This window comes from Stenotrophomonas sp. YJH_SMC_53 (assembly GCF_059369995.1).
This window is the reverse complement of the sequence record NZ_JCAFTF010000013.1, coordinates 1-23,424: the sequence shown is the minus strand read 5'-3', so window position 1 is coordinate 23,424 and position 23,424 is coordinate 1. Positions and strand designations below refer to the sequence as shown.

The 23,424-nt window shown below is 66.6% G+C and carries 21 protein-coding genes and 2 rRNA genes; 5 read left to right on the top strand and 18 right to left on the bottom strand.

Annotated features, from left to right (window positions below):
* Nucleotides 1-12: 12 nt before the first annotated feature.
* The 5 genes from AC5P7X_RS17550 to AC5P7X_RS17530 form a co-directional block, all read right to left on the bottom strand.
* Nucleotides 13-819, bottom strand: a complete 807-nt coding sequence (locus tag AC5P7X_RS17550; protein WP_329843463.1) for a calcium-binding protein — start codon at nt 817-819, stop codon at nt 13-15.
* Between the two features lie 141 nt (nt 820-960).
* On the bottom strand, nt 961-1,854 hold the full coding sequence (gene cyoE, locus AC5P7X_RS17545; RefSeq protein ID WP_053498710.1) for a heme o synthase: 894 nt from the start codon (nt 1,852-1,854) through the stop codon (nt 961-963).
* 4 nt (nt 1,855-1,858) lie between these two features.
* Complete coding sequence (locus tag AC5P7X_RS17540; RefSeq protein ID WP_053498712.1) at nt 1,859-3,022, bottom strand: COX15/CtaA family protein; 1,164 nt, start codon at nt 3,020-3,022, stop codon at nt 1,859-1,861.
* Between the two features lie 10 nt (nt 3,023-3,032).
* Complete coding sequence (locus AC5P7X_RS17535; RefSeq protein WP_005415005.1) at nt 3,033-3,602, bottom strand: redox-active disulfide-containing membrane protein; 570 nt, start codon at nt 3,600-3,602, stop codon at nt 3,033-3,035.
* 96 nt (nt 3,603-3,698) lie between these two features.
* The gene (locus AC5P7X_RS17530; protein WP_495215211.1) at nt 3,699-4,415 is read right to left on the bottom strand and encodes an SURF1 family protein; all 717 of its coding nucleotides are present in this window, start codon (nt 4,413-4,415) and stop codon (nt 3,699-3,701) included.
* A 57-nt stretch (nt 4,416-4,472) separates the two neighbouring features.
* On the opposite strand from AC5P7X_RS17530, the gene AC5P7X_RS17525 reads away from it, so the two are divergent.
* Nucleotides 4,473-4,691 carry a twin transmembrane helix small protein gene (locus tag AC5P7X_RS17525; protein WP_049416782.1) on the top strand — a complete coding sequence of 73 codons (219 nt, stop codon included), beginning with the start codon at nt 4,473-4,475 and terminating at the stop codon, nt 4,689-4,691.
* Nucleotides 4,692-4,711: 20 nt separating this feature from the next.
* On the opposite strand, the gene AC5P7X_RS17520 is transcribed toward AC5P7X_RS17525, so the two are convergent.
* Genes AC5P7X_RS17520 through AC5P7X_RS17495 form a run of 6 tightly spaced genes read right to left on the bottom strand, consistent with a single transcriptional unit; the run spans nt 4,712 to nt 9,526 of the window.
* The gene (locus tag AC5P7X_RS17520) at nt 4,712-5,587 is read right to left on the bottom strand and encodes a cytochrome c oxidase subunit 3 (protein ID WP_005407793.1); all 876 of its coding nucleotides are present in this window, start codon (nt 5,585-5,587) and stop codon (nt 4,712-4,714) included.
* Between the two features lie 13 nt (nt 5,588-5,600).
* Nucleotides 5,601-6,191, bottom strand: a complete 591-nt coding sequence (locus AC5P7X_RS17515) for a cytochrome c oxidase assembly protein (protein WP_053498717.1) — start codon at nt 6,189-6,191, stop codon at nt 5,601-5,603.
* Entirely contained in the window at nt 6,188-6,406 is a 219-nt protein-coding gene (locus AC5P7X_RS17510) for a hypothetical protein (protein ID WP_053498719.1), read from the bottom strand. The genes AC5P7X_RS17515 and AC5P7X_RS17510 overlap by 4 nt, the downstream gene beginning before the upstream one ends.
* A gap of 8 nt (nt 6,407-6,414) precedes the next feature.
* Nucleotides 6,415-8,022 carry a cytochrome c oxidase subunit I gene (gene ctaD, locus AC5P7X_RS17505; protein ID WP_005407790.1) on the bottom strand — a complete coding sequence of 536 codons (1,608 nt, stop codon included), beginning with the start codon at nt 8,020-8,022 and terminating at the stop codon, nt 6,415-6,417.
* A gap of 59 nt (nt 8,023-8,081) precedes the next feature.
* Nucleotides 8,082-9,038 (bottom strand): cytochrome c oxidase subunit II, encoded by a 957-nt coding sequence (coxB, locus tag AC5P7X_RS17500; RefSeq protein ID WP_495215210.1) that lies wholly within the window; start codon nt 9,036-9,038, stop codon nt 8,082-8,084.
* Nucleotides 9,039-9,049: 11 nt separating this feature from the next.
* Nucleotides 9,050-9,526, bottom strand: coding sequence for a DUF2244 domain-containing protein (locus tag AC5P7X_RS17495; RefSeq protein ID WP_021202927.1), 477 nt, complete (start codon nt 9,524-9,526; stop codon nt 9,050-9,052).
* Nucleotides 9,527-9,800: 274 nt separating this feature from the next.
* On the opposite strand from AC5P7X_RS17495, the gene putA reads away from it, so the two are divergent.
* Nucleotides 9,801-13,019, top strand: a complete 3,219-nt coding sequence (putA, locus tag AC5P7X_RS17490; protein ID WP_065186705.1) for a bifunctional proline dehydrogenase/L-glutamate gamma-semialdehyde dehydrogenase PutA — start codon at nt 9,801-9,803, stop codon at nt 13,017-13,019.
* A gap of 118 nt (nt 13,020-13,137) precedes the next feature.
* Here putA and AC5P7X_RS17485 read toward each other — a convergent pair whose 3' ends face one another.
* The 3 genes from AC5P7X_RS17485 to AC5P7X_RS17475 all read right to left on the bottom strand — a co-directional run bounded on the left by AC5P7X_RS17485 (nt 13,138) and on the right by AC5P7X_RS17475 (nt 16,359).
* Nucleotides 13,138-14,211 carry an AAA family ATPase gene (locus AC5P7X_RS17485; protein WP_495215209.1) on the bottom strand — a complete coding sequence of 358 codons (1,074 nt, stop codon included), beginning with the start codon at nt 14,209-14,211 and terminating at the stop codon, nt 13,138-13,140.
* On the bottom strand, nt 14,198-14,797 hold the full coding sequence (pnuC, locus tag AC5P7X_RS17480; protein ID WP_053498725.1) for a nicotinamide riboside transporter PnuC: 600 nt from the start codon (nt 14,795-14,797) through the stop codon (nt 14,198-14,200). The genes AC5P7X_RS17485 and pnuC overlap by 14 nt, the downstream gene beginning before the upstream one ends.
* Nucleotides 14,798-14,931: 134 nt before the next feature.
* Nucleotides 14,932-16,359: an outer membrane protein transport protein gene (locus AC5P7X_RS17475; RefSeq protein WP_495215208.1), complete on the bottom strand. Its 1,428-nt coding sequence runs from the start codon at nt 16,357-16,359 to the stop codon at nt 14,932-14,934.
* Nucleotides 16,360-16,586: 227 nt separating this feature from the next.
* Here AC5P7X_RS17475 and AC5P7X_RS17470 point away from each other — a divergent pair, with 227 nt between their 5' ends.
* Nucleotides 16,587-17,279 carry a rhomboid family intramembrane serine protease gene (locus AC5P7X_RS17470; protein WP_053498727.1) on the top strand — a complete coding sequence of 231 codons (693 nt, stop codon included), beginning with the start codon at nt 16,587-16,589 and terminating at the stop codon, nt 17,277-17,279.
* A 60-nt stretch (nt 17,280-17,339) separates the two neighbouring features.
* Here AC5P7X_RS17470 and AC5P7X_RS17465 read toward each other — a convergent pair whose 3' ends face one another.
* On the bottom strand, nt 17,340-18,800 hold the full coding sequence (locus tag AC5P7X_RS17465; protein ID WP_053498728.1) for a S41 family peptidase: 1,461 nt from the start codon (nt 18,798-18,800) through the stop codon (nt 17,340-17,342).
* A gap of 108 nt (nt 18,801-18,908) precedes the next feature.
* A complete protein-coding gene (locus AC5P7X_RS17460) occupies nt 18,909-20,207 on the bottom strand; it encodes a murein hydrolase activator EnvC family protein (protein ID WP_033834985.1) in 1,299 nt (432 codons plus the stop codon).
* 95 nt (nt 20,208-20,302) lie between these two features.
* On the opposite strand from AC5P7X_RS17460, the gene AC5P7X_RS17455 reads away from it, so the two are divergent.
* Together AC5P7X_RS17455 and AC5P7X_RS17450 are read left to right on the top strand one after the other, a co-directional pair.
* Nucleotides 20,303-20,965 carry a DUF4097 family beta strand repeat-containing protein gene (locus AC5P7X_RS17455; RefSeq protein ID WP_005414989.1) on the top strand — a complete coding sequence of 221 codons (663 nt, stop codon included), beginning with the start codon at nt 20,303-20,305 and terminating at the stop codon, nt 20,963-20,965.
* A gap of 86 nt (nt 20,966-21,051) precedes the next feature.
* A complete protein-coding gene (locus AC5P7X_RS17450; RefSeq protein ID WP_346608109.1) occupies nt 21,052-22,761 on the top strand; it encodes a M28 family metallopeptidase in 1,710 nt (569 codons plus the stop codon).
* 316 nt (nt 22,762-23,077) lie between these two features.
* Here the strand turns inward: AC5P7X_RS17450 and rrf (AC5P7X_RS17445) are convergent.
* A 5S ribosomal RNA gene (gene rrf, locus AC5P7X_RS17445) occupies nt 23,078-23,192 on the bottom strand.
* Between the two features lie 131 nt (nt 23,193-23,323).
* Nucleotides 23,324-23,424 (bottom strand): 5S ribosomal RNA (gene rrf, locus AC5P7X_RS17440); the annotation flags it as partial.

Below are 23,424 nucleotides of genomic sequence, written 5' to 3'. Positions count from 1 at the left end.
GTTTGCCTGACGCTACGGATCCACCAGCGTCCCGACGCTCAATTCCGGCATCCATACCCATAGGTCGTACGGCCGTTCCGCACCGGCAGCGACCCGCGGCCCCGTGGCAACCTGCTCTCGAAGTGGCCGCGCCATGCAACCGCCCGCGCATCCCCACGTCTGACCACGTTGCGCGCCCAACCGTACGCTGTAGATATCCAGGTCCCGCAGCTGCGACGCCATCGGATGCATCTGCATTTCTGGCGGCATACCTTGCGGCCTTTGCAGCATCGCGTGCACGTTACCAGTCAGCACCAGCATGCGCGTATTGGCCGGTAGGCCTCGATAGAGCCGCCGCAACTCGGCTGCCATGAGGTCACCGCGTACCTGGTTGCCGCCTTTGCTGGCGTTGACGTCATAGCCAACGACGTCGATCACACGTCCCTGCGACTTCAGCACGCGTAGGCTTTCGATCATTGCCAGCATGTCGCGGCTGCGACGGCCATCATGCTGGTCATCGCGCACGGTCCAGAACGCACGCCCGCGCAGATGCTGGCGTGCCTTCTCCCCGCCATCGGAAGCCAGGTAATCGCGCAGCGTGGAGGTCTCCCCGCGTGGCAGTTCCAGCGCCAGCAGGACCGGCCCGGTGCCGCTGTAGTCATCCACCAGCTGCCGCACCAGCAGCGGCGTCTCGCGGGTTCCATGGAATTCGCCCAGCACCAGCAGGCGGTGATCACCGGCGTGCTGGCGGATCTGCGCGGCGGTGTCGTCGGCATGCGCGGTCACGGCCATGCCCAGCGCCAGCATCAGCGCGGTGGTCCAACGGAAGAACGAGTGCATCCCTGTTGCTTCCTTTCCCTGGGGTCAGGAACAGCAATGGCGACGCCACTGGAAGAGATCAAGTGTAGAGCCGAGCCCACGCTCGGCTGCTCTTCCAATCCCCCCTCAGCCGAGCATGGGCTCGGCTCTACAGGTGGTGCTTCACAACCAGGGCAGGATCCAGTGGTCGACCAGCAGGAAGGCGAACAGCGCCATCAGGTAGACGATGGAGTAATAGAACATCTTCATCGAGAACAGCTCATCCGGTGGGTCGAGCATGCGCCAGGCGTACCAGAGGAACACGGCATTGAGCACGATCGCGCCGCCCAGGTAGAACGCACCGCTCATGCCCACCAGGTAGGGCAACAGGCAGACCAGCGCCAGCACCACCGAATACACCATGATCTGCTTGCGGGTGTGCGCCACGCCGTGGGTCACCGGCAGCATCGGGATCTCCGCCTTGGCATAGTCCTCGCGGCGGAAGATCGCCAGCGCCCAGAAATGCGGTGGCGTCCAGATGAAGATGATCAGCACCAGCAGCGACGAGTATGCCCAGTCCGACGAGCCCTGCATGCCGGTCACCGCAGCCCAGCCCAGCATCGGCGGCATCGCGCCGGCCAGGCCACCGATGACGATGTTCTGCGAGGTCGCACGCTTCAGGTACACGGTGTAGATCACCGCGTAGCCGATCAGCGAGGCGAAGGTCAGCACCGCAGTGATCAGGTTCACCCACAGCACCAGGATGGTCATCGACAGCACGATCAGCACGCCGGCGAACACCAGCACCTGCCATGGCTTGACCTTGCCGACCACCAGCGGGCGCCACGACGTGCGTGCCATCTGCGCATCGATGTGCGCATCCAGCAACTGGTTGATCGCAGCGGCCGCCGAAGCGGCCAGCCAGATGCCGAGGAAGCCGAGCAGGCCGGCGCGCACCTGCTCCCAGCTGGGCACGCCCGGGACAGCCAGGACCATGCCGACCAGGGCAGTGAAGACAATGAGGGCGACAACCTTGGGCTTGGTCAGGTCCCAGTACTGGCGGTAGTTGGAAAACATGGAATCAGTCCGGGGCGCGCAGGCGGGCCAGCAGGCTGACCAGCACGAACAACAGGGCAACGGCCACGCCGTTGTGGGCCACGGCCACTTCCAGTGGCAGCGCCAGCTTCACATTGAGGATGCCGAGGGTGACCTGCAGCACCAGCAGCGCGATCAGCGCGCTGGCCCAGCCGCGCATGCTCGGCAACCGGAACAGGCGCCCGCCCAGCCACAGCAGGTAGATGGCCACCACCGCCGCGAACAGGCGGTGCGCCATCTGGATGGCGATACGCGAGGCGCCATCCAGCACGCCGCCTTCGTAGTCCACGCCGATGCCACGCCACAGGGTGAAGCCTTCGACGAAGTTGTGCTGCGGCCACCACTGGTTGGCACAGCGCGGGAAGTTGTCCAGCGATGCACTGCCGCCGCCGCAGGCCAGCGCCGCGTAGTTGGCACTGACCCAGCCGCCCAGTGCGATCTGGGTGACCAGCACCGCCAGGCCGATGCGCAGCAGCCACTTCAGCTTCGGTGCCTCGGCCAGAGTGATCGGCATGTGCGTCGCACGCCAGGCCATCCAGGCCAGCAGCGCGAACATCAGCATGCCGCCCAGCAGATGGCCCATCACCACGATGGGCTTGAGCAGCAGGGTCACCGTCCACATGCCCAGCAGGGCCTGGAAGATCACCACCGCCAGGGTCAGCAGTGCAGCGCGTGCCAGGTCGATGTTGCTCCAGCGCAGCGCGGCGATCAGCAGGATCGCCTCGCCGACCAGAGCCAATGCGCTGGCGGTGCCATGCCAGCCCATCATGTACAGCGGTATGCCAGCGGCCACCAGCACGCAGGCGGTCACCACTGCCGTGGTTCCAAAGCGGCGCTTGCGCGTGGCCAGCAGGGCCAGGGTCAGGATCTCGATGCCCAGCGCGCCGGCCAGGAAGCGGTGCACCTGCTCACGCCAGGCCTTGTGGGTCTCCAGCGGGCGGATCTCCGCCGCCGGGTGGCCGATGGTCTCTTCCACGTGCTGCGGCCAGGTGGCCTGGCCATAGCAGGTCGGCCAGTCCGGACAGCTCAGGCCGGCATCGGACAGGCGTACGAACGCGCCGAACATGATCGTGCTCGCGGTCATGATCATGGCGAACCACGCCAGGCGGTGGAAATTGCGGTGCAGCGCCGGACGCGCGGAAAGGCTCATCAAACGGGACTCACTTCAGTTTCAGCAACGTGGCCATGTCCTTGCGCAGGCCACCCAGGTCGGAACCCGGGGCATGGCGCATGATCACGAAGCCGTTCGGATCGATCACGTAGACCGGCAGTCCCGCCGGATCATCGACGCCCGGCAACGCCGCGCGCAGGGCTGGCGACGGAGCCAGCGGCCGCAGCGCGGGCAGCGAGGCGATCGACGCCGGTGGCGTACCCAGCCACAGGATCTCGACATTATCGGCGTTATGGCCGAACAGCTGCCACACCTTGCCCAGTCCCTGCGACAAAGTGACGCACTGCGCGTCGCAGGCACCGGCCGGTGCCACCAGCAGGCGCCAGGTGCGGGCCTCGGGGTTCCAGGGATAGGGCTGGCCGCTGGCCAGGGTCGGCGTCTGCTGGCGCAGATCGACCGGCGGCTTCAGCAGCTGTCCCGCATTGCGGTGGCCGGTGGGCTGCCAGCCGGAGAAGCGCAATACCGCGGCCAGCGCCATCGCCCCGAAGAACACGGCAAACAGCAGCACCAGGGTCCGGCGGCCGGAGCCGCGCGCCTGCGGGGACGTAGCAGTGTTCATGTGGGGCATTTTCTCATGGTTGGGTAAACGATGCCGGTAGTGCCGGCCGCTGGCCGGCATCCAGGAATCCGAGTGCGTGCCCGCCAGCGGCCGGCACTACCCGGCGATGGGCCGTCTCCTGCGCCGCTCCAGCACCAGCGCCACCACCAGCACGGTCAGGGCCAGGCCGAACCACTGCACGGCGTAGCCCAGGTGTCGCTGCGGTGGCAGCGTATTTGGCAGCAGGTCCATGTCACGCTCGTCGCCGAAGGGCAGCGCCGGGTCCAGTCGCAGGACCCGCTCGGGCAGTGTTGGCAGGCCCAGCGCTGCGGCGAGGCCCTCGGCCGGCAAGCGGCTGGCCAGCCAGCGCCCGGCCTCACCGGTGGCGGAGAACGCCGGGCCCAGTACCAGCCCCGCCGAAGGCGGTGGCGCCAGCAACCCGCGCACCGCCACCGGCGAAGGCGGCGCCGGTATGTCCGGCAGCGTGCGATCCGGCGGCAGCGCGCGCCAGCCAAGATCGACCAGCAGCACGCTGCCTTCGTCACTGCGGAACGGGCGATAGATCTTTACGCCGGCACGGCCATGCCGGGTCTGGTTGTCCAGCAGCACCACGCCAGGCAGGAAGCGGCCGTGGTCGGCCACACCGTGCAACGCGCCGGGGGCTGCCAGGGCCTGCGCCAGCGGCAGCGCCTGAGCCACCGCTGGCCCCTGCGCATCCAACATTGACTGTTTGGCATGCATGCGCTGCAGCTGCCACAGCCCCAATGCAGTGAAACCGGCCATCGCCAGCACGGCCAGCAACCATCCGATCACGCGTGTGTGCTGGCGCATCATGACAAGTCCACGCAAACGCGGTCAGATAGGCACATCCACCCTGCCCTCGAGCCGCGCATGAGTGATTCGCTGAAGACCCTGCTGGTAATCGCGTTTCTGATCGTCATCGTCTGGAACCTGGGCGCCGGCCTGTATTACCTGCTGGTCGACCGCGGGCAGACCAAGCGCACGGTCAACGCACTGACACGTCGCATCGCGGTGTCGGTGGCGTTGATCGTACTGGTGATCGTGAGCATCTACATGGGCTGGATCAAGCCGCACGGCGTCGGCGGCTGAGGCCACCGATGCGTGCGTGGTCAAAGCACGTAGACGAACAGGAACAGCATCAGCCACACCACGTCGACGAAGTGCCAGTACCACGCGGCCGCTTCAAAACCGAAATGGTTGTCGCGGGTGAAGTGTCCCTTGGCCGAACGCAGCCACATCACGATCAACATGATCGTGCCCAGCAGCACGTGCGCACCGTGGAAGCCGGTCAGCATGAAGAACGTCGAACCGTAGATGCCCGAGCCCAGCGTCAGGTTCAGCTCCTTGTAGGCGTGGATGTACTCTTCCGCCTGCAGGGTCAGGAAACCGAGGCCGAGCACCACGGTCAGGCCCAGCCAGATCAGCAACTGGCGGCGGTTGCCGGCCTTCAACGCGTGATGGGCGATGGTCAGGGTCACGCCTGAGGTGAGCAGGATCAGCGTATTGATCAGCGGCAGGCCCCACGCCGGGATGGTCTGGAAGGCACCACCGATCGCCGCCGGGCCATTGGTCGGCCATCCGGCGGAGTAGCCCTGCCAGAGCAGCTCGTTGGTCATCACCCCGCGGCCTTCGCCACTGAGCCACGACAGGCCCAGGTTGCGGGTGTAGAACAGCGCGCCGAAGAAGGCGCCGAAGAACATCACCTCGGAGAAGATGAACCAGATCATCCCCATCCGGAACGAGCCATCGACCTGGTGGTTGTAGTTGCCGGCCTGCGATTCGCGCACCACGTCGCTGAACCACCAGAACAGGGTCAACACCAGCATCGCGATGCCGATGTAGAACGTCCAGCGCCCCCAGCTGGCATCGTTGAGCCAGCTGGCCACGCCCACCATGGTCACCATCATCGCGATGGACCCCACGAAGGGCCATTTGCTCTGGGCCGGGACGAAGTACACGTTGGCGTCGGTTGGTGTCTGGGCCATGTCGGTATCCGGGTCAGGGTGCGGCGTGCGCGCCGTCCGAGGTGGCGGCCGGGGCCAGCCGATCGGACAACGCGTCGTTGCGGTAGAAGGTGTAGGACAAGGTGATCGTCTTGATTTCCGGCGGCAGGTCCGGATCGACGATGAAGCGCACCGGCATGTCGCGCTTCTCGCCGGCCTGCAGCGTCTGCGCGGTGAAACAGAAGCACTCGGTCTTGCTGAAGAAGCCCGACGCGCGTGCCGGTGCCACCGAAGGCACCGCGCTGCCAACGACTGCCTGCTGGCTGTCGTTGCGGGCGAAGTACAGCGCCTCGTTGAGTTCGCCGGGCACCACATCCATGGTCAGCTGCTCGGGATGGAACGACCACGGCAGGCGCGAATTGACGCCGCCATCGAACTCCACCCGCACGGTGCGCTTGCCAGCTGCGGCACCCGTACTGGCTTCACCACCCGGGCCGCGTTCCAGGCGCACGCCGAATACCTTCTCGCAGGCAATGCGGTACAGCGGCACCAGCGAGAAGGTCAGCAGGAACACCGCCACTGCCACGCCGATCAGGCGCGGCAGCCCGGCACTGGGTGACCGCGTGCTGGCCGGTGCCTCGCTCATCGGCCGATCACCCCGCTGAGGATGAAGCCGACGTAGACCAGCACCGCGATGGCGCCGACCCACATCGCCGTGCGCCGGGCACGCTGGCGTTGCTGTTCGATGCCGTTTTCCGGGGCGTCGCCCGGGCTGTTGTAGAGCCGAGCCATGCTCGGCTGCTCCACGTCAGCCGAGCATGGCTCGGCTCTACAGGTCTGCAGTGGGCTCTCGTTATGCATGCCCCACCTCAATGCGTGATGTCGTCATGCGCCAGATCGCCCGGGCGGATGGTCGGCGGCGTGGTGAAGGTATGCGCCGGTGCCGGCGACGGCAGCGTCCACTCCAGCCCGCGCGCGCCTTCCCAGCTACGGGCCTCGGCCTTCTCGCCATTGCGCAGCGAGGACAGCAGGATCGCGGCCATCATGAACGGCGTGACGAACATGCCGAACGCACCGATCGAGCTGATCAGGTTCCAGTCGGCAAACGCGACGCTGTAGTCCGGAATGCGGCGTGGCATGCCGGCCAGGCCGAGGAAGTGCTGCGGGAAGAACAGCAGGTTGACGAACACGATCGACCACCAGAAGTGCACCTTGGCCCACTTCTCGCTGTACATCCGCCCCGTCCACTTCGGCCACCAGTAGTACACCGCTGCAATCAGCGCGAACACCGCGCCGGTCACCAGCACGTAGTGGAAATGCGCAACCACGAAGTAGGTGTCGTGGTACTGGAAGTCGGCCGCCACGATGGCCAGCATCAGGCCGGAGAAGCCACCGATGGTGAACAGGATGACGAAGGCCACCGACCACAGCATCGGCGCCTCGAACGTCAGCGACCCCCGCCACATGGTGCTGACCCAGTTGAACACCTTCACTCCGGTCGGGATCGAGATGAGCATGGTGGCGAACATGAAGTAGATCTCGCCGCCCAGCGGCATGCCCACGGTGAACATGTGGTGGGCCCAGACGATGAACGACAGGAACGCGATCGCGGCGGTGGCGTACACCATCGCCTGGTAGCCGAACAGCGGCTTGCGGCTGAAGGTCGGGATGATCTCGCTGACCACGCCGAAGGCGGGCAGGATCATGATGTAGACCTCGGGATGGCCGAAGAACCAGAAGATGTGCTGGTACATCACCGGGTCACCGCCACCGGCGGCATTGAAGAAGCTGGTGCCGAAGAACTTGTCGGTCAGCAGCATGGTCACCGCACCGGCCAGCACCGGCATCACCGCGATCAGCAGGAAGGCGGTGATCAGCCACGCCCAGCAGAAGATCGGCATCTTCAGCAGGTCGATGCCCGGCGCGCGCATGTTGAGCACGGTGGCGATGATGTTGATCGCACCCATGATCGAACTGATGCCGGCCACGTGGATGGCGAACACGCTGAAGGCCACGTTGTAGCCGCCCTGCAGCGACAGCGGCGGATACAGCGTCCAGCCACCGGCCGGTGCACCACCGGGCAGGAACAGCGTCAGCAGCAGCAGGCTGAAGGCCACCGGCAGCAGCCAGAACGACCAGTTGTTCATGCGCGGCAGCGCCATGTCCGGCGCACCGATCTGCAGCGGGATCATCCAGTTGGCAAGGCCGACAAACGCCGGCATCACGCCGCCGAAGATCATCACCAGCGCATGCACGGTCGTCATCTGGTTGAAGAACTCGGGCTTGACGAACTGCAGGCCCGGCTGCGCCAGCTCGGCGCGGATCACCACGCTCATCGCCGCGCCGATGATGAACATGATGAAGCTGAAACCCAGGTACAGCGTGCCGATGTCCTTGTGGTTGGTCGAGAAGAACCAACGCTCGAAGAAACTCTGGTGGTGATGGTGATCGTCGTGCCCAACTGCCGAGTGCGCCATTGCAAAACACCTCTCAGAATCGGTTGTCACCACGGCCGCGAGCGGCCGCGGGCTTTACATCACGCGCCGCTGGCCGCAACCGCAGGTGCGTTGCCGGCTTCGGCAGCAGCAGGTGCCGCCGGTGCTTCGCCCGCAGGGGCAGCCGGTTCTGCAGGTGCCGCAGGGGGGGCGGGCTCGGCCAGCGGTGCAGGCTTGCGCTGCGCCAGCCACTGCTTGAAGTCCTCCTTGGACACCGCCTCGACCACGATCGGCATGAAGCCGTGGTCCTTGCCGCACAGCTCGGCGCACTGGCCGCGATACACCCCGGGCTGCTCGATGCTGGTCCAGGCTTCATTGATGAAACCGGGGATCGCGTCCTGCTTCCAGCCCAGCGCAGGCACCCACCAGGCGTGGATCACATCATCGGAAGTGATGACGAAGCGGACCTTGGTATCGACCGGCAACACCAGCCGGTTGTCGACGTCCAGCAGGTAGTGCGGATGACTTTCGCGGGTCGGCACGATGCCACTTTGCCGCACGCGGTCGGATTCCCGGTCCAGGCGACTGGTGAAGGTGACGTTCTCCCCGAGGTATTCGTACTTCCACATCCACTGGTAGCCGGTGACCTTGACCGTCATCTCGGCATCGCGGGTGTCGTACATCTTGATCAGGTTGGCCGTGGCCGGCCACGCCATCACGATCAGGATGATCACCGGGATCACCGTCCAGATGATCTCGGCCTTCGTGTTATGGCTGAAGGTAGCGGCGACCGCGCCCTTGGATTTGCGGAACTTGAAGATGGCGTAGGCCATCGCGCCGAACACGATGACGCCGATCACCGTGCAGATGATCAACGAAAGGTTGTTCGATTCCCAGGCCAGGCGCGAGGTCTGGGTCACCCCCTTGCCCATGTTCAGCTGCCACGGCTTGGGATCGGCCGCCTGGGCCCAGGCCAACGCCGGCATCAGTCCCCCGGTCGCCAGCACTGCGGCAACCGCGTTCACGCACTTCGTGCCCCACCTGCTGCTTTGCTTCATTGCCTAGACCCTTAGCGTCGTCGGTTGCCGCCATCGCTGGCGGCGAGCAAGCTTTCAAGTGTCTCTGCGAGCGTCTGACGTTCGGCCGGCGCGAGGAAACTCCCCACCTCCACCTGCCGGCCGCTGGATGCCAGCCGGACCCTCTCATCGTCGGTGAGCAGGCGCACCCAATGCGGGTGGGCCCGGAACACCGGCGATCCACCGGGTACGGGAATGACCTCCACGTACGCCGGCACTACCCGGATCTCCTCCTGCCGTTCACCGCTGCGCCACAAGGCACGCAGCGCCGCCGCCAGCACCAGGCTGTACAGCAGCGCGAACAGGGGGGCGAATGCATTGCCGGCCCACCACCCGAGGGCGGACACCAGCCACATCGCACCCGACAACACGGTGAACAACAGGACGAACTGCCGGGCATCGAGCGCCCGTGGGGGACGCAGCCGCAGCTGCGTACCTGACCCATCCGGAGCTGGAAGCACCTCGATCATGTCGCAACCGCGTTCCTGCCGCGGGAAACGTCTCGATGGTAGCCCCGCCCTCTCGCCGGTAGCAAGGGTGCATTCACACTTTTTCCGATGCTGCAACACAGCATGCGGTCGGCGGCGCGGATGACGAATTCAGCACAAATATCGCCGGGTTTGCTGAACACGCCGAATCCACCACCGTTAGTGGCTATCAGCCCTTCATGAAGGTGTCTGTGTGGCACTTCCGAAGGCCGCAAAAATGATTAAAATCGCCAAGTTTTCCACTGGCCGGACCGGCATGAACGCACCTTCCTCCTCCCCTGCCGCCCACGACGCCCCGCGTCCGGGCGCGCTGCTGTCGCCGGAACTGCCGGCGCCCCCCAACCCGTTCCGCCAGGCCATCACCGATGCCTGGTTGAAGGACGAGGCCAGCCACGTCCGCGAGCTGCTGGCGCAGGCGCGCCTGCCCGCCGAGGAACAGGCCAGGGTGCAGGCGCTGGCCGCCGACCTGGTCGGCCGCGTGCGCGTGCGTGCCAAGGACCAGGGCGCGATCGAAGCCTTCATGCGCCAGTACGACCTGGGCAGCGAGGAAGGCGTGCTGCTGATGTGCGTGGCCGAAGCGCTGCTGCGTATTCCGGACCAGGACACCGCCGACAAGCTGATCCGCGACAAGCTGGCCGATGCCGACTGGGAAAAGCACCTGGGCGGCAGCGACTCGGTGCTGGTCAATGCCTCCACCTGGGGCCTGATGCTGACCGGCAAGCTGGTGCAGATGAACGACGCCACGCGCGCCGATGCGCCCAGCGCATTCAAGCGCCTGGTCGGCCGCGTCGGTGAGCCGGTGGTGCGCCTGGCCGTGCGCCAGGCGATGAAGATCATGGGCCACCAGTTCGTCATGGGCCGCACCATCAGCGAAGCGCTGGCGCGCTCGCACAAGGGCGACAACGCCAGCTACCGCTACTCGTTCGACATGCTCGGCGAAGGCGCGCTGACCATGAAGGACGCGCTGCGCTACCTGGAAGACTACCGTCGTGCGATCCACGCCATCGGCGGCGATCACAAGGCCCGCGGTGGCCGTCCGGACGGCGACGTCAACAACGCGCCGGGCATCTCGATCAAGCTGTCGGCGCTGTACCCGCGCTACGAGCACGCCAAGCGCGAGCGCGTGCTGAAGGACCTGGTGCCGGGCGTGCTGGAACTGGCACAGCTGGCCAAGAGCTACGGCATCGGCTGCACCGTCGACGCCGAAGAGTCCGACCGCCTGGAACTGTCGCTGGACATCATCGAGCAGGTGTTCTCCGACGCCTCGCTGGCTGGCTGGGATGGCTTCGGCGTGGTCGTGCAGGCCTACCAGAAGCGCACGCCGTACACGATCGACCACCTGGCCGACATGGCACGCCGTGCCGGTCGCCGCCTGCAGGTGCGCCTGGTCAAGGGCGCCTACTGGGATGCCGAGATCAAGCGCGCGCAGATCGAAGGCTACCCGGGCTACCCGGTGTTCACCCGCAAGCAGAACACCGATGTGTCCTACCTGGCCTGCGCCAAGCGGCTGTTCACCCATGCGGACGCGATCTACCCGATGTTCGCCACGCACAACGCGCACACCATCGCGGCCGTGCGCAGCATCGCCAACGGCGGCGTGTACGAGCACCAGAAGCTGCACGGCATGGGCGACGACCTGTACGCCGAAGTGGTGCCGGCCGATCGCTTGAACCTGCCCTGCCGCGTGTACGCCCCGGTCGGTTCGCACGAAGACCTGCTGCCGTACCTGGTGCGCCGCCTGCTGGAAAACGGTGCCAACTCCAGCTTCGTCAACCGCATCACCGACGAACGCGTGCCGATCGCCGACCTGATCCGCGATCCGGTCGAGATGGTCGCCTCGTTCGAATCGATTCCGCATCCCAAGATCCCGCTGCCGGTTGACCTGCTGCGCAGCCAGAACCACGACAGGAAGAACTCCATGGGCGCCAACCTCGCCAACGACAACGAACTGCGCGCCCTGGCCGAGCAGCTCAACGCCGCCGTGAAGCCGTGGCAGGCCTCGCCGCTGGTACCGGGTGCCAACCCGGCCGGCGCCGCGCTGCCGGTGACCAACCCGGCCGACACCCGCGAAGTGGTCGGCCAGTGGCTGGCCGCCGATGCCGCCACCGTGCAGAAGGCCCTGGCCAACGCCGTGGCCGCACAACCGGCCTGGAACCGCACCCCGGCCGCCAGCCGCGCCGCCATCCTCGAACACGCCGCTGACCAGCTGGAAGCGCGCATGCCGGAGTTCATGGCGCTGTGCGTGAAGGAAGCCGGCAAGAGCCTGCCCGACAGCATCGCCGAAGTGCGCGAAGCCGTGGATTTCCTGCGCTACTACGCCAAGCAGGCGCGCGAGCAGTTCAGCCACGCCGAGAAGCTGCCCAGCCCGACCGGTGAATCCAACGAGCTGCAGCTGCACGGCCGCGGCGTGTTCGTCTGCATCAGCCCGTGGAACTTCCCGCTGGCGATCTTCCTGGGCCAGGTCGCCGCCGCACTGGCCGCCGGCAACAGCGTCATCGCCAAGCCGGCCGAGCAGACCAACCTGATCGGCTACTACGCGGTGAAGCTGCTGCACGATGCCGGCGTGCCGGCCGAGGTGGTGCAGTTCCTGCCGGGCGACGGCGCCACCGTGGGTGCAGCGCTGACCGCCGACCCGCGCGTGGCCGGCGTGGCCTTCACCGGCTCCACCGAGACCGCCCGTGCGATCAACCGTGCGATGGCCGCGCGTGACGCCGCCATCGGCGTGCTGATTGCCGAGACCGGTGGCCAGAACGCCTTCATCGCCGACTCCTCGGCACTGCCGGAACAGCTGGTCAAGGACGCGATCGGTTCGGCCTTCACCTCCGCCGGCCAGCGTTGCTCGGCCGCGCGCGTGCTGTTCGTGCAGGACGACATCGCCGACAAGGTGATGACCATGCTGGCCGGTGCGATGAAGGAACTGAAGGTCGGCAACCCGGGCCTGCTGTCTACCGACGTCGGCCCGGTGATCGACGCCGACGCGCTGAAGATCCTGCAGGAACACGCCGAACGCATGGACCGCGAAGCGCGCCTGATCGCCGCCGCCGAGCTGTCCGCCGAAACCGCCAACGGCACCTTCTTCGCACCGCGCGCTTATGAACTGAAGGACCTGGGCCAGCTGCACAAGGAAGTCTTCGGTCCGGTCCTGCACGTGATCCGCTGGAAGGGCGACCAGCTCGACGCGGTGATCGACCAGATCAACGCCACTGGCTACGGCCTGACCCTGGGCGTGCATTCGCGCATCGACGAAACCGTTGACCGCATCAGCAACGGCGTCCACGTCGGCAATGTGTACGTCAACCGCAACCAGATCGGTGCAGTGGTCGGCGTGCAGCCGTTCGGTGGCCAGGGCCTGTCCGGCACCGGCCCGAAGGCCGGCGGCCCGCACTACCTGCTGCGCTTTGCCACCGAAAAGACGGTGACGGTGAACACCACCGCCGCCGGCGGCAACGCCTCGCTGCTGACCCTGGGCGACTGATCGTCAGCCTCATGCAGTGAACGAAAAACCCCGCGAAAGCGGGGTTTCTTGTGCTTTGCTTCCTGTAGAGCCGAGCCCACGCTCGGCTTTCCTGGCGCAGCCGAGCATGGGCTCGGCGCTACAGAGGCAGGGCGACACTGAACCGGTTGTCCGCACGCTTAGCCAGCTCGCGCTGTACGCGCGCGATGCGCGTCTCCAGATCGCCTTCCAGCAGCACATGGTCGACGCCCCGCGCCTGCAGCTCGCGCACGTACCACGCATGCTGCTGCGCACGGAATGCTTCCCCCACCCGTGTGCCGTCCTGGTCGAACGGTATATCCGGCGCGCACAGGAACAGCAGGTCATATGGCCGCAATGCAGCCTGCCGCAGTGCCTCCGGCGCCGTACCAGACATCCAGCCGCTGTAGCCCAGCGTCACCAGCGGCGTGGTATCGCAGAACAGCCAGCGATGTGCCCGCCGCGCAGCCTCTTCTTCATGCTGCGGCTGGGTCATCGCGATACGAAGCAGATCGTCCGGCATCAGGTCGCCGCCCTGCTGCTCCCAGAGCGTGCGGCCATACTCCGGCACCCAGGCGGTCTGCAGGCGCTCGGCCATCACCCGCGCCAGCGTGGTCTTGCCACTGGACTCGCCACCAATGAAGGCCACGCGCTGCACGTATCCGGCGTACACCTCCGGTGCGAGACCATGGCGGTGCGCGTGCGGATCGGCGCGCAGCTGGGTGCCGCACGCCTGCCCGGCGTCCAATGCGCGTTCGAGCCGCTCATGGCGTACCGGCGCACCGAAGTGCGTGGCCAGCGCCTGCGCGAAGCCGTCACCGTAGTCCTCGCCGGTGAATACCGCCTGCACCGGGCCACCGAACAGGTGCTGGCACAGCCAGGCGGTGAACATGCGCTGCACTTGCTCGCTGTTGCTGTCGTGCGGCAACACGCGTGGCGGCACGCCATGTTCGGTACACAGGGCCGCCAGCCGCGCATCATCCAGCACCGCCACCGTTGCCCGGGGGAAGCGCGCACGCAACCAGCGTTCGCGGCGAGCAGCGCTGTAGCCGGCAAAGCCTGGCTGTGACCAGCCGATCACCAGCAGCTGCGTGCAGCGCGTGGCGGCGAAGTCGATCAGGCGTTCGTGACCGAGATGCAGCGGGCAGAACTTGCCCACCACCAGGCCGCGCTCGACACGCTCAGGCAGCGGCATCGGCCGCCCTGGCCTCGTCCCGCATCAGGTGCCGCCAATGGCGCAGTGCCACCAGCGCGTTGATCCAGAAGCCCACGTACAGGATCGAGGTCAGATGCAGGCCACGGCTGTAGTACAGCGGCACCGCCACGGTGTTCACCAGCAGCCACACCCACCACGATTCCAGCTTGCGCCGCATCATCAGGATCTGCGCGATCACGCTCAGCACCAGCACCGCCGAATCGATGTAAGGCGCATAGGCGTTGGTCAGTCGGGTCAACATCCAGCCGTAGCCGAACGTGGCCACCAGCGCCAGCGGCGCCAGCCAGGCCCAGGCGCGCGGCCGCAGCGCAGTGATCGGCAGCGGCGCGCCATGGTCGCCACGCAGCCACTGCCACCAGCCCAGCACGCTGATGGTGATGAAGAAGAACTGCAGCACCATGTCTGCATACAGGTGCGAGCGCTCGAACACTGCAGCAAACAATGCGCAGCCGACGATGCCCAGCCACCAAGTGTGCACGTTGTTGCGGCCGGCCAGCAGGATCGAGCCGGCGACGGCGATGTTGGCGGCCAGCTCCAGCTGGAAGCTCGGGTCGGACAGGTTCATCGCACCATTGTCGCGTAGATCCGCGCCCTGCGTCGTCGGACCAGCAGATCCATGCCATGCGTGGATACCCTCCGCAAAAAGAAAGCCCCGCTTGCGCGGGGCTCTCCTCGTACTGCTTCAGGCAATCGCCCGAATCAGAACTTGTACTGCATCGACGCCGCCAGCACGTCGCCGCTCACCTTGTACTTGCCGGTCACGGTGTTGGCAGTGGCCGAGGTCGAGGTGATGTTCGGATCCTTGGTGAACAGGTGGGTGTAACCCACGCTGTATTCCATCTTGTCCGAAGCGGCGTAGGTCAGGCCCAGCGACAGCCACTTGCGGGTGGTGTCCGGCACGCGCACGTCACGGTGGGCGTCGGTGGTCGGGGTCTGGTCGTAGGCCAGGCCGCCACGCAGGGTCAGCTTGTCGTTCACGCGGAAATCGGTACCGATCGACGCGAAGGTGGTGTCGCGGTAGTGGAACGGCAGCACGCTGTCCGGCTGGTTGGAGTCATAGTCGACGGTGACCTGGTCGAACTTGCTCCACGCCGTGCGCGTGACCTCGGCCATGATCTGCCACTGGTCGTTCACGCGGTGGGTGAAGCCCACGGTGGCGCTGGCCGGCAGGGTGATGGTGGCGCGGCCGTTGCTGTCGATGAAGGTACCCGGGGCAGCAGTGGCCAGGAAGGCGGCAGCGTTCTGCGGGATGGTGAAGTCGGCCTTGCCATCGGTGATCTTGTGCTCGACCTTCGAGCGGTAGCTGAAGGCGATGTTGGTGCCTTCCACCGGGGTGACCGTCATGCCCAGGGTGTAGCCGACCGACACTTCGTCGCCCTTGATGCGCAGGTAGCCATCGGCGGTGCCCGGCGAGAAGCCGAGCTGGGCGGCCTGGCGTGCAGCGGCCTGCGAGGCCGCCGCCGCCTGGGCCGCAGTGCCGCCGGCAGCCAGCACACGCGCCGCAGCGGTGCGCTGGGCCGTGGCGTTGATCGCGGTGCCGGTATCGACAGCGCTGGTCAGGTCGACGTTCAGGCGCTCAGCGAACACCGAAGCACCGAACGACAGGTACGGGTTGACGTCATAGGAGAACGCCACGCCCAGGTCGATGGCCTGCAGCTCGGTCTTGACGCCGTTGTAGCGGCCGACCCAGTCGCGGTCGTATTCGGTCTTGAAGCCGAACGGCACGGTCAGCGAAGCACCGAAGTGCATGTTGTCGTTCTCGCCGAACGGCACGTGGAAGTACGCGGCCGGAACCGGGGCGATCATGCCGGCGTCGCCGCCGTTGCCACCGGAAATCGGCGCGCCGTTGCCGTACTTGCCCTGGCCGCGGAACTTGGCGCCGAAGCTGATGGCACTGACGTCGCCCTGGACCAGGGTGCCGTCGAGCAGGCGCATGGAGGCCGGGTTGGTGGCGATGACCGAGGCGTCACCTTCGGTCGAGGTGGAGCCGGCGAACGCGCGGCCCAGGCCCTTGGCGCTGTTTTCCTTCAGCTGGAAGGCGGCAGCATTGGCATCGGCGGCGGCCAGCGCACCGGCAACGCCGGCGGCCAGCAGGGTCAGTCGGGCAATGGTGGAAGCGGTTTGCATCGTAGTTCTCTCTCTCCGGTAAGCGGTGATGGTGCTCTGAGTGCGCCTGCGCCCGCCGGGTCCTGGGACCCATCGGAGCGCGCCGGATTCCCCTCCCGACATACGACGCCGTATGCGAGTATTACCCAGAGCTGTTAATGAAACAATAACAGCGCAGGCGGTTTTTTCGTCTCAAAAGCTGAACAGGACCGTCCCCACCGAAAGTGGCCGCACGCTAGGCTATTGGCATGTTCGTCTCGCTCCCGTCCCGCAAGAAGGCGGCCCTGCGCTGGGCCACGCCCGTGCTGTTCGCGTCATTGTGGCTGGCGTTCCTGTGGTCGATCTCGCGTCCGGACGATGCCCGCGGCAGCCTCTGGCTGGACTGGGGCGCGCTGTCCACCGGTCTGACCCACCCGCTGGACTGGTGGGCGACCCTGCAGGACGGCAGCGTGCTGCGGCTGTTCACCGCCCTGTTCCTGCACGCGGACTGGTCGCACCTGCTGGGCAACCTGGTGTTCCTGTTGATCTTCGGCCTGCCCGCCGAGCGGGTGCTGGGGCCGTGGCGGCTGCTGCTGCTGTTCCTGGTCGGCGGCGCAGTGTCGAACCTGGTGGCGATCTACACCATGGGCAGCCCGGACCAGATCATCATCGGCGCCAGTGGCGCGGTGTCGGCCCTGATCGGTGCGTATCTGGCCCTGTTCCCGGGCGCGCGGCTGGGCGTGGTGATCCCGCTCGGCCTGTTCCTGGAGTTCGTGCGTGCCCCGGCCTACCTGCTGATCGGCGTCTGGGCGGCGCTGCAAGTGGTGTTCGCCCACATCGGCCCAAGCTTCGGCATGGTGGCCTGGTGGGCGCACATCGGTGGCTTCGTGTTCGGCGTCGTGTACGGGGTCTACGTGCGGGCGGCCATCGCCCGTCGACTGCGCAAGCGCCACGGCTTCTGATCCAGGTAGTGCCGGCCGCTGGCCGGCTCCACGCTCACCCGCTCGTTCGTAGACCGGGAATCAAGGCTTGGCCGGCACCGGTGCGGGCTTGGCTTCGGGCGTGCTGTCTGCCTTCGGTTCGACCTTCGGCTCCGGCTTGGCTTCGGGCTTCACCGCAGCGGCCTTCGCGGCGTTGGCGGCATCCGCCTTCGCGGCCTCGGCCTTCAACCGTGCGGCCACCGAACCGGGGTTCTTCAGCTCGGCCAGCGCGTCGTTGATCGGGCCGTCGCCCGGCAGCACCGCACCGGCGTGGTAGCCCTCGGTGCCTTCGTCGTCGCCGCGCAGATGGCCTGGCAGGGTGGCTTCGCTGTAATCGCTCAGGCTGGCCGGCAGGGCATCCTCCGCCGGGGTGGCGGCGGGCTTCAACTCAACGTCCGGCACGATGCCGGTGGCCTGGATCGACTTGCCGCTGGGCGTGTAGTAGCGCGCGGTGGTCAGCTTCACCGAATCGCCGTTGTCCAGCGGCAGCACGGTCTGCACCGAGCCCTTGCCGAAGGTGCGGCTGCCCACCACGCGGGCGCGCTTGTTGTCGCGCAGCGCGCCGGCCAGCACTTCCGAGGCGCTGGCCGAACCGGCATCGGCCAGCACCACCACCGGTGCGCCCTTCAGCAGGTCGCCCGGGGTCGCGTCGAATCGGGCATCGCTGATACTGATGCGGCCACGGGTGCTGACGATGTTGCCCTTGTCGAGCAGATCGTCGGCGACCTGCACGGCGGCCGTCAGCAGGCCACCCGGGTTGCTGCGCAGATCCAGCACCAGGCCCTTGAGCTGGCCACCGGACTGCTTCTGCAGCTGCTGCACATGCTTCTGGAAATCCGAGCCGGTATCGGCCTGGAAGGTGCTCAGGCGGATATAGCCATAGCCCGGCTCGAGCAGGCGGCTGCGCACGCTGGTCACGCGGATGGTCTGGCGGGTCAGGCTGACATCGAACGGCTTCGGCTTGCCATCACGCACGATGGTCAGCACCACCTTGCTGCCGGCCGGGCCACGCAGCGGTTCGCTGGCATCGATCGCGCTGATCGGCTTGCCGTCGATGGCGATGATCAAATCGCCGGCAAGGATGCCGGCCTTGGCTGCCGGCGTGTCGTCGATCGGCGCGATCACCTTCATGCTGGCATTGTCCGGCTGCTGCTGCAGCTCCACGCCGATGCCCTCGTAGGCACCGTTGGCCTGCTCGTCGAAGGCCTGCGCGTCTTCCTTGTTGAAGTAGGTGCTGTGCGGATCAAGGTCGAGCAGCAGGCCACGCACGGCTGACTGCATCAGCTTCTTGTCATCGACCGGGTCGACATAGGCGGCGCGCACCGCGTTGTACACGGCCACGAAACGGCGGATTTCCTCCAGCGGCACCTTCGAGGTCACCGCCTCCTCGCTGTTCGCTGCCTGCCCGCTGGTTTCCGGGCTGGGGGCGGGCGCGGTCTGCTGCGCCCAGGACAGCGCTGGCAACAGGGCCAGCAAGAGGGTGGCGGTACGGGCTGCGCGCATGGATCACTCCTGTCGACGGTGGCATGGTGCCCAAGGCACATGCACCGATTATGCGCGAAGCACAGCTAAATTCCCGTTGAATCCGGCCCGCATCCGGCGGGCCAGGATTCAGCGCCGCTGCAGCCAGCTGTCCGGGTTGACCGGTTGCCCGCCACGGCGCAGCTCGAAGTACAGCGCGGTGACGCCCTGGCCGCCGGAATTGCCGACCTTGGCCACCGCATCGCCGCGGCTGACCCGCGCGCCAGCATCCTTCAGCAGGGTGTCGTTATGCGCGTAAAGGCTCATGTAGCCGTTGCCGTGGTCGACGATCAGGATCATGCCGTAGCCGGTCATCCAGTCGGAGAACACCACGGTGCCATCGGCCACGGCCGTGACCGTGCTGCCGGCTGGCGCGCCGATCAGCACACCGCTGCTGGTGCGCCCATCGGGCAGCTTGCCGCCATAGCGGGCCAGCAGGTTGCCGGACAACGGCCACCCCAGGCCGCCGACCTTCGGCGCCGGTGCCGACGCCACCGCAGGTGGAACCTTGGTGGGCGGCGGTGGACGGCCCTGCGCGGCGGCCTGGCGTGCGGCGCGCTCGGCAGCGGCTTTCTCGGCGGCGGCCCGGCGTGCAGCGGCGCGCCGCTCGGCTTCGGCCCGCGCGGCAGCGGCACGCAGGTTGGCCAGCAGCGTTTCCAGTGCCTTGGCGTCCTGGCCCAGTGCCTGTTCCTTCTCACGCTGGTCCTTGAAGCGCTCTTCCAGCGAGGCAACGGTCTTTGCGCGATCGCGGCGGTCCGCTTCCAGGGCGGCTGCCTGCTGTTTCTGGTCTTGCTGCGTCCCCTGCAGCTTCTGCTTGCGCTCGGCGATCTGCGCCTGAAGCGCTTCCAGCTCCTTCAGGTCGGCGGTCAGCGTGGTGATCCGCTGCGCACGCTCGCGCTGCAGGTAGCGATGGTAGGCCAGGGCGCGGTTGGCATCAGCCACCGTGTCCTGCGACAGCAGCAGCTTCAGCGGTGCGTGGTTGCCCAGCTGATATGCCGCGCGCAACAGCCCGGCCAGTTCGCGGTGCTGCTGGGCCAGGTTGCCCTGCAGCGTGCTGCGGCGCTGCTCGGCTTCGGCAAGGGCGCGGCCCTGCTCGCGCAGCGCGGCTTCCGTCTGCGCAAGGGCACGGCCGGTGCGGGCTACCTTCTCGTCGGCCTCGCGCAGTTGTTGCGATGCCTGCCCGCGCTGTCCCTCGATCTGCCGTCGCTCCTGCGCCACGCCCTTCAGTTCGGTTCGCAGTTTCTGCAGCTTGCGCTCGGTCTCGCGGGTGGTCTGCGCACCGCTGGGCAGCGGCAGGGCCAGCGCCAACGCCAGCCCCAGCAGCAGGCAGCGACCGCCGCGGGCAGCGGCGATGTGATGTCGGCGTGATGGGAAGGCGTTGTCGCGCAAGGGCTTTCCAGTGACTTCAGGCAGTTGCGGGGGCTACCGGGGAATGGTGACATCTCCGCACGCGGCCTGCCAGCCGCACATCCATCGAGGTCGCCATGAAAACTCTTTCCATTCCGCTGCTGTTGGGCGTACTGCTGGCCACCGGGCCGGTCTGTGCGCAGGAGAACATCAGCAAGGTCAACGGCAGCATCAGCGCCGAACCCGGTCAACGCTACGGCAAGCTCGACACCGTCAACGGCGGCATCCGCGTCGGCGAAGGCGTCGAGACCGGCAGCATCGACACCGTCAACGGCGGGGTGAAGGTCGCCGACCGCGCGCGCACCGGCAAGATCGAAACGGTCAACGGCGGTGTGCGCCTGGGTCGTGAAGTGATCGCCAGTGGCGGCGTCAGCACCGTCAACGGCAGCATCTTCACTGATCGCGGCAGCCAGATCGAAGGCGGCGTCGAGACCGTGAACGGCGGCATCGGCCTGGTCGAGAGCCGCGTCGGCAAGGACGTGGAGACCGTCAATGGTGACATCACCGTCGGTATCGGTTCGCAGGTCAACGGCGGTGTGCATGTGCGCAAGCCGAACTTCAGTGTCTCGCTGACCGCCAGCCGCAAGCCGCGCGTGATCATCGGCCCGAATGCGGTGGTCAACGGCCCCCTGCAGTTCGAGCGCGAAGTGGTGCTGTACGTGCATCGCTCCGCTCGCATCGGCCCGGTGACCGGCGCCGAGCCAATTCCGTTCGACACCGAAACCGCCCCGGCGGACTGAACCCGCCGGACCTGCCGGTTCGGTGATACTCACTGTTACCGGTCGCGCATCAGGTGCGGCCGCCCTTTGTTCTCCAGGAATCGACGATGCCCCGCAAACTCCTCCTGTGCCTGGCCGCCGCGGCCGCGCTCAGTGCCTGCAAAGGCGAAAACACGCCCGCCGCCGCGCCGGCCACCGACACCGCTGCGGCGAAGCCGGCCGCCCATGCGTTCTCCCCGGAGATCAATGCCGGCGACTTCGCCGAGATGGTCAAGACGCTGGCCTCGGATGAGTTCGAAGGCCGCGCCCCGGGCAGCAAGGGTGAAGAGCTGACGGTCAACTACATCCGCGACCAGATGCAGCGCATCGGCCTGCAGCCCGGCAACGGCGACAGCTGGTTCCAGGATGTGCCGATGACCGAGACCACGGCCGACGAATCGACCGTGCTGAGGATCACCCAGGGCGGCAAGACCACCGAGCTGAAGTTCGGCACCGACATGGTGGTGGGTACCCGTACCGGCCAGGCCGAGGTGAAGGTCGATGCCAGCGACCTGGTGTTCGTCGGCTACGGCGTCGATGCACCGGAGCAGAAGTGGAACGATTACGCCGGCCAGGACTGGAAGGGCAAGACGGTCGTCATGTTCGTCAACGACCCGGGCTTCCATGTCGACGACGAGAAGCTGTTCGACGGCAAGCGCATGACCTACTACGGGCGCTGGACCTACAAGTTCGAGGAGGCCGCGCGCAAGGGCGCCGCTGCTGCACTGATCGTGCACGACACGGCCGGCGCATCCTACGGCTGGGACGTGGTGAAGAACTCCTGGGCGGGCCCGCAATACGACCTGCCGGCCAAGGATGACCCGGAAGCCCGTATTCCAGTGCAGGGCTGGCTGAGCGCCGAGGCGGCCAAGGCCCTGTTTGCCGGTGCCGGCCTGGACCTGGTGCAGGCCTACAAGGATGCCAGCAAGCGCGGCTTCAAGCCGGTACCGCTGAAGGCCACCGCCGCGGTCGACCTGAAAAGCCAGATCGCACAGAAGCAGTCCCGCAACGTGGTCGGCGTGCTGCCGGGCAGCAAGCGTGCCGACGAGGCCGTGCTGTACATGGCGCACTGGGACCACCTGGGCAAGCATGAGGGTGAAACCGGCGACAACATCTACAACGGCGCCGTCGACAACGCGACCGGCGTGGCCGGCATTCTCGAAGTGGCCGAAGCCATGGCGCACCAGGACCCGAAGCCGGAGCGTTCGGTGGTGTTCCTGGCCGTGACCCTGGAAGAATCCGGCCTGCTGGGTTCGAAGTACTACGTCGCCCATCCGACCTTCCCGCTGGACAAGATCGCCGGTGTGATCAACATCGATGCGATGTCGGTGGCCGGCCGTGCCAAGGACGTGACCGTCACCGGCTTCGGCAGCTCGGAGCTGGAGGACATCCTCAAGCCGTTGGCCGCCGCCCAGGACCGTACGCTGCACGGTGAGACCTCGGTGCAAAGCGGCTTCTACTTCCGCTCGGATCACTTCAACTTCGCCAAGGCCGGTGTGCCGGCCCTGTACGCCGATGGCGGCGAGGACCTGCGCGAGGGTGGCGTGGAAGCGGGCCGCAAGGCCGCGGCGGACTACGGCGCCAACCGCTACCATGGCCCGAAGGACGAGTTCGACGCGGCCACCTGGAAACTGGACGGCACCGTTGAAGACCTGCAGCTGATGTACGGCGTGGGCAAGGAACTGGCCGGTGGTGATCGTTGGCCGAACTGGTATGCAGGCAACCCGTTCAAGGCGGCCCGCGACGCGATGATGAAGGACAAGGCTTCGGCCAAGTAAAGTCGGGCCATGCTCGACTGAGCACTGTTGAGAGCAGAGCGGCGCCCCACGGGGCGCCGCTTTTCTTTTGCGTACCATCGGCGGCAGATCCACGACTGGTGTGGATCTGCCGGTAGTGCCGGCCTCTGGCCGGCAATCGATTGGTAGCGGCCAATCTTGGGTGGCGCCATGCTTCCTCGCAGAGGGCATCCACGCATGGCGTGGATCTAGCGGGCGATGTAACGCCGTCGGGTTGCCGGCCAGCGGCTGGCACTACCTGTATTACTGCGCCCAAAGAAAAACCCCGCTGCGCGAGCAGCGGGGTTTTGGGTGTAAACCCTGGCGATGACCTACTCTCGCATGGCTTGAGCCACACTACCATCGGCGCAGCTGCGTTTCACTTCCGAGTTCGGGATGGGATCGGGTGGTTCCACAGCGCTAATTTCACCAGGGAGACGGTTGCAGCAGCGCTTGCAGCGCCAGCTTCGCGATCTTGCCCTTGGGCGGAAGGTATCCAGAAAAGCAATGCCTTCACTTAATAAGAAAAACCCCGCTGCGTCAGCAGCGGGGTTTTGGGTATAAACCCTGGCGATGACCTACTCTCGCATGGCTTGAGCCACACTACCATCGGCGCAGCTGCGTTTCACTTCCGAGTTCGGGATGGGATCGGGTGGTTCCACAGCG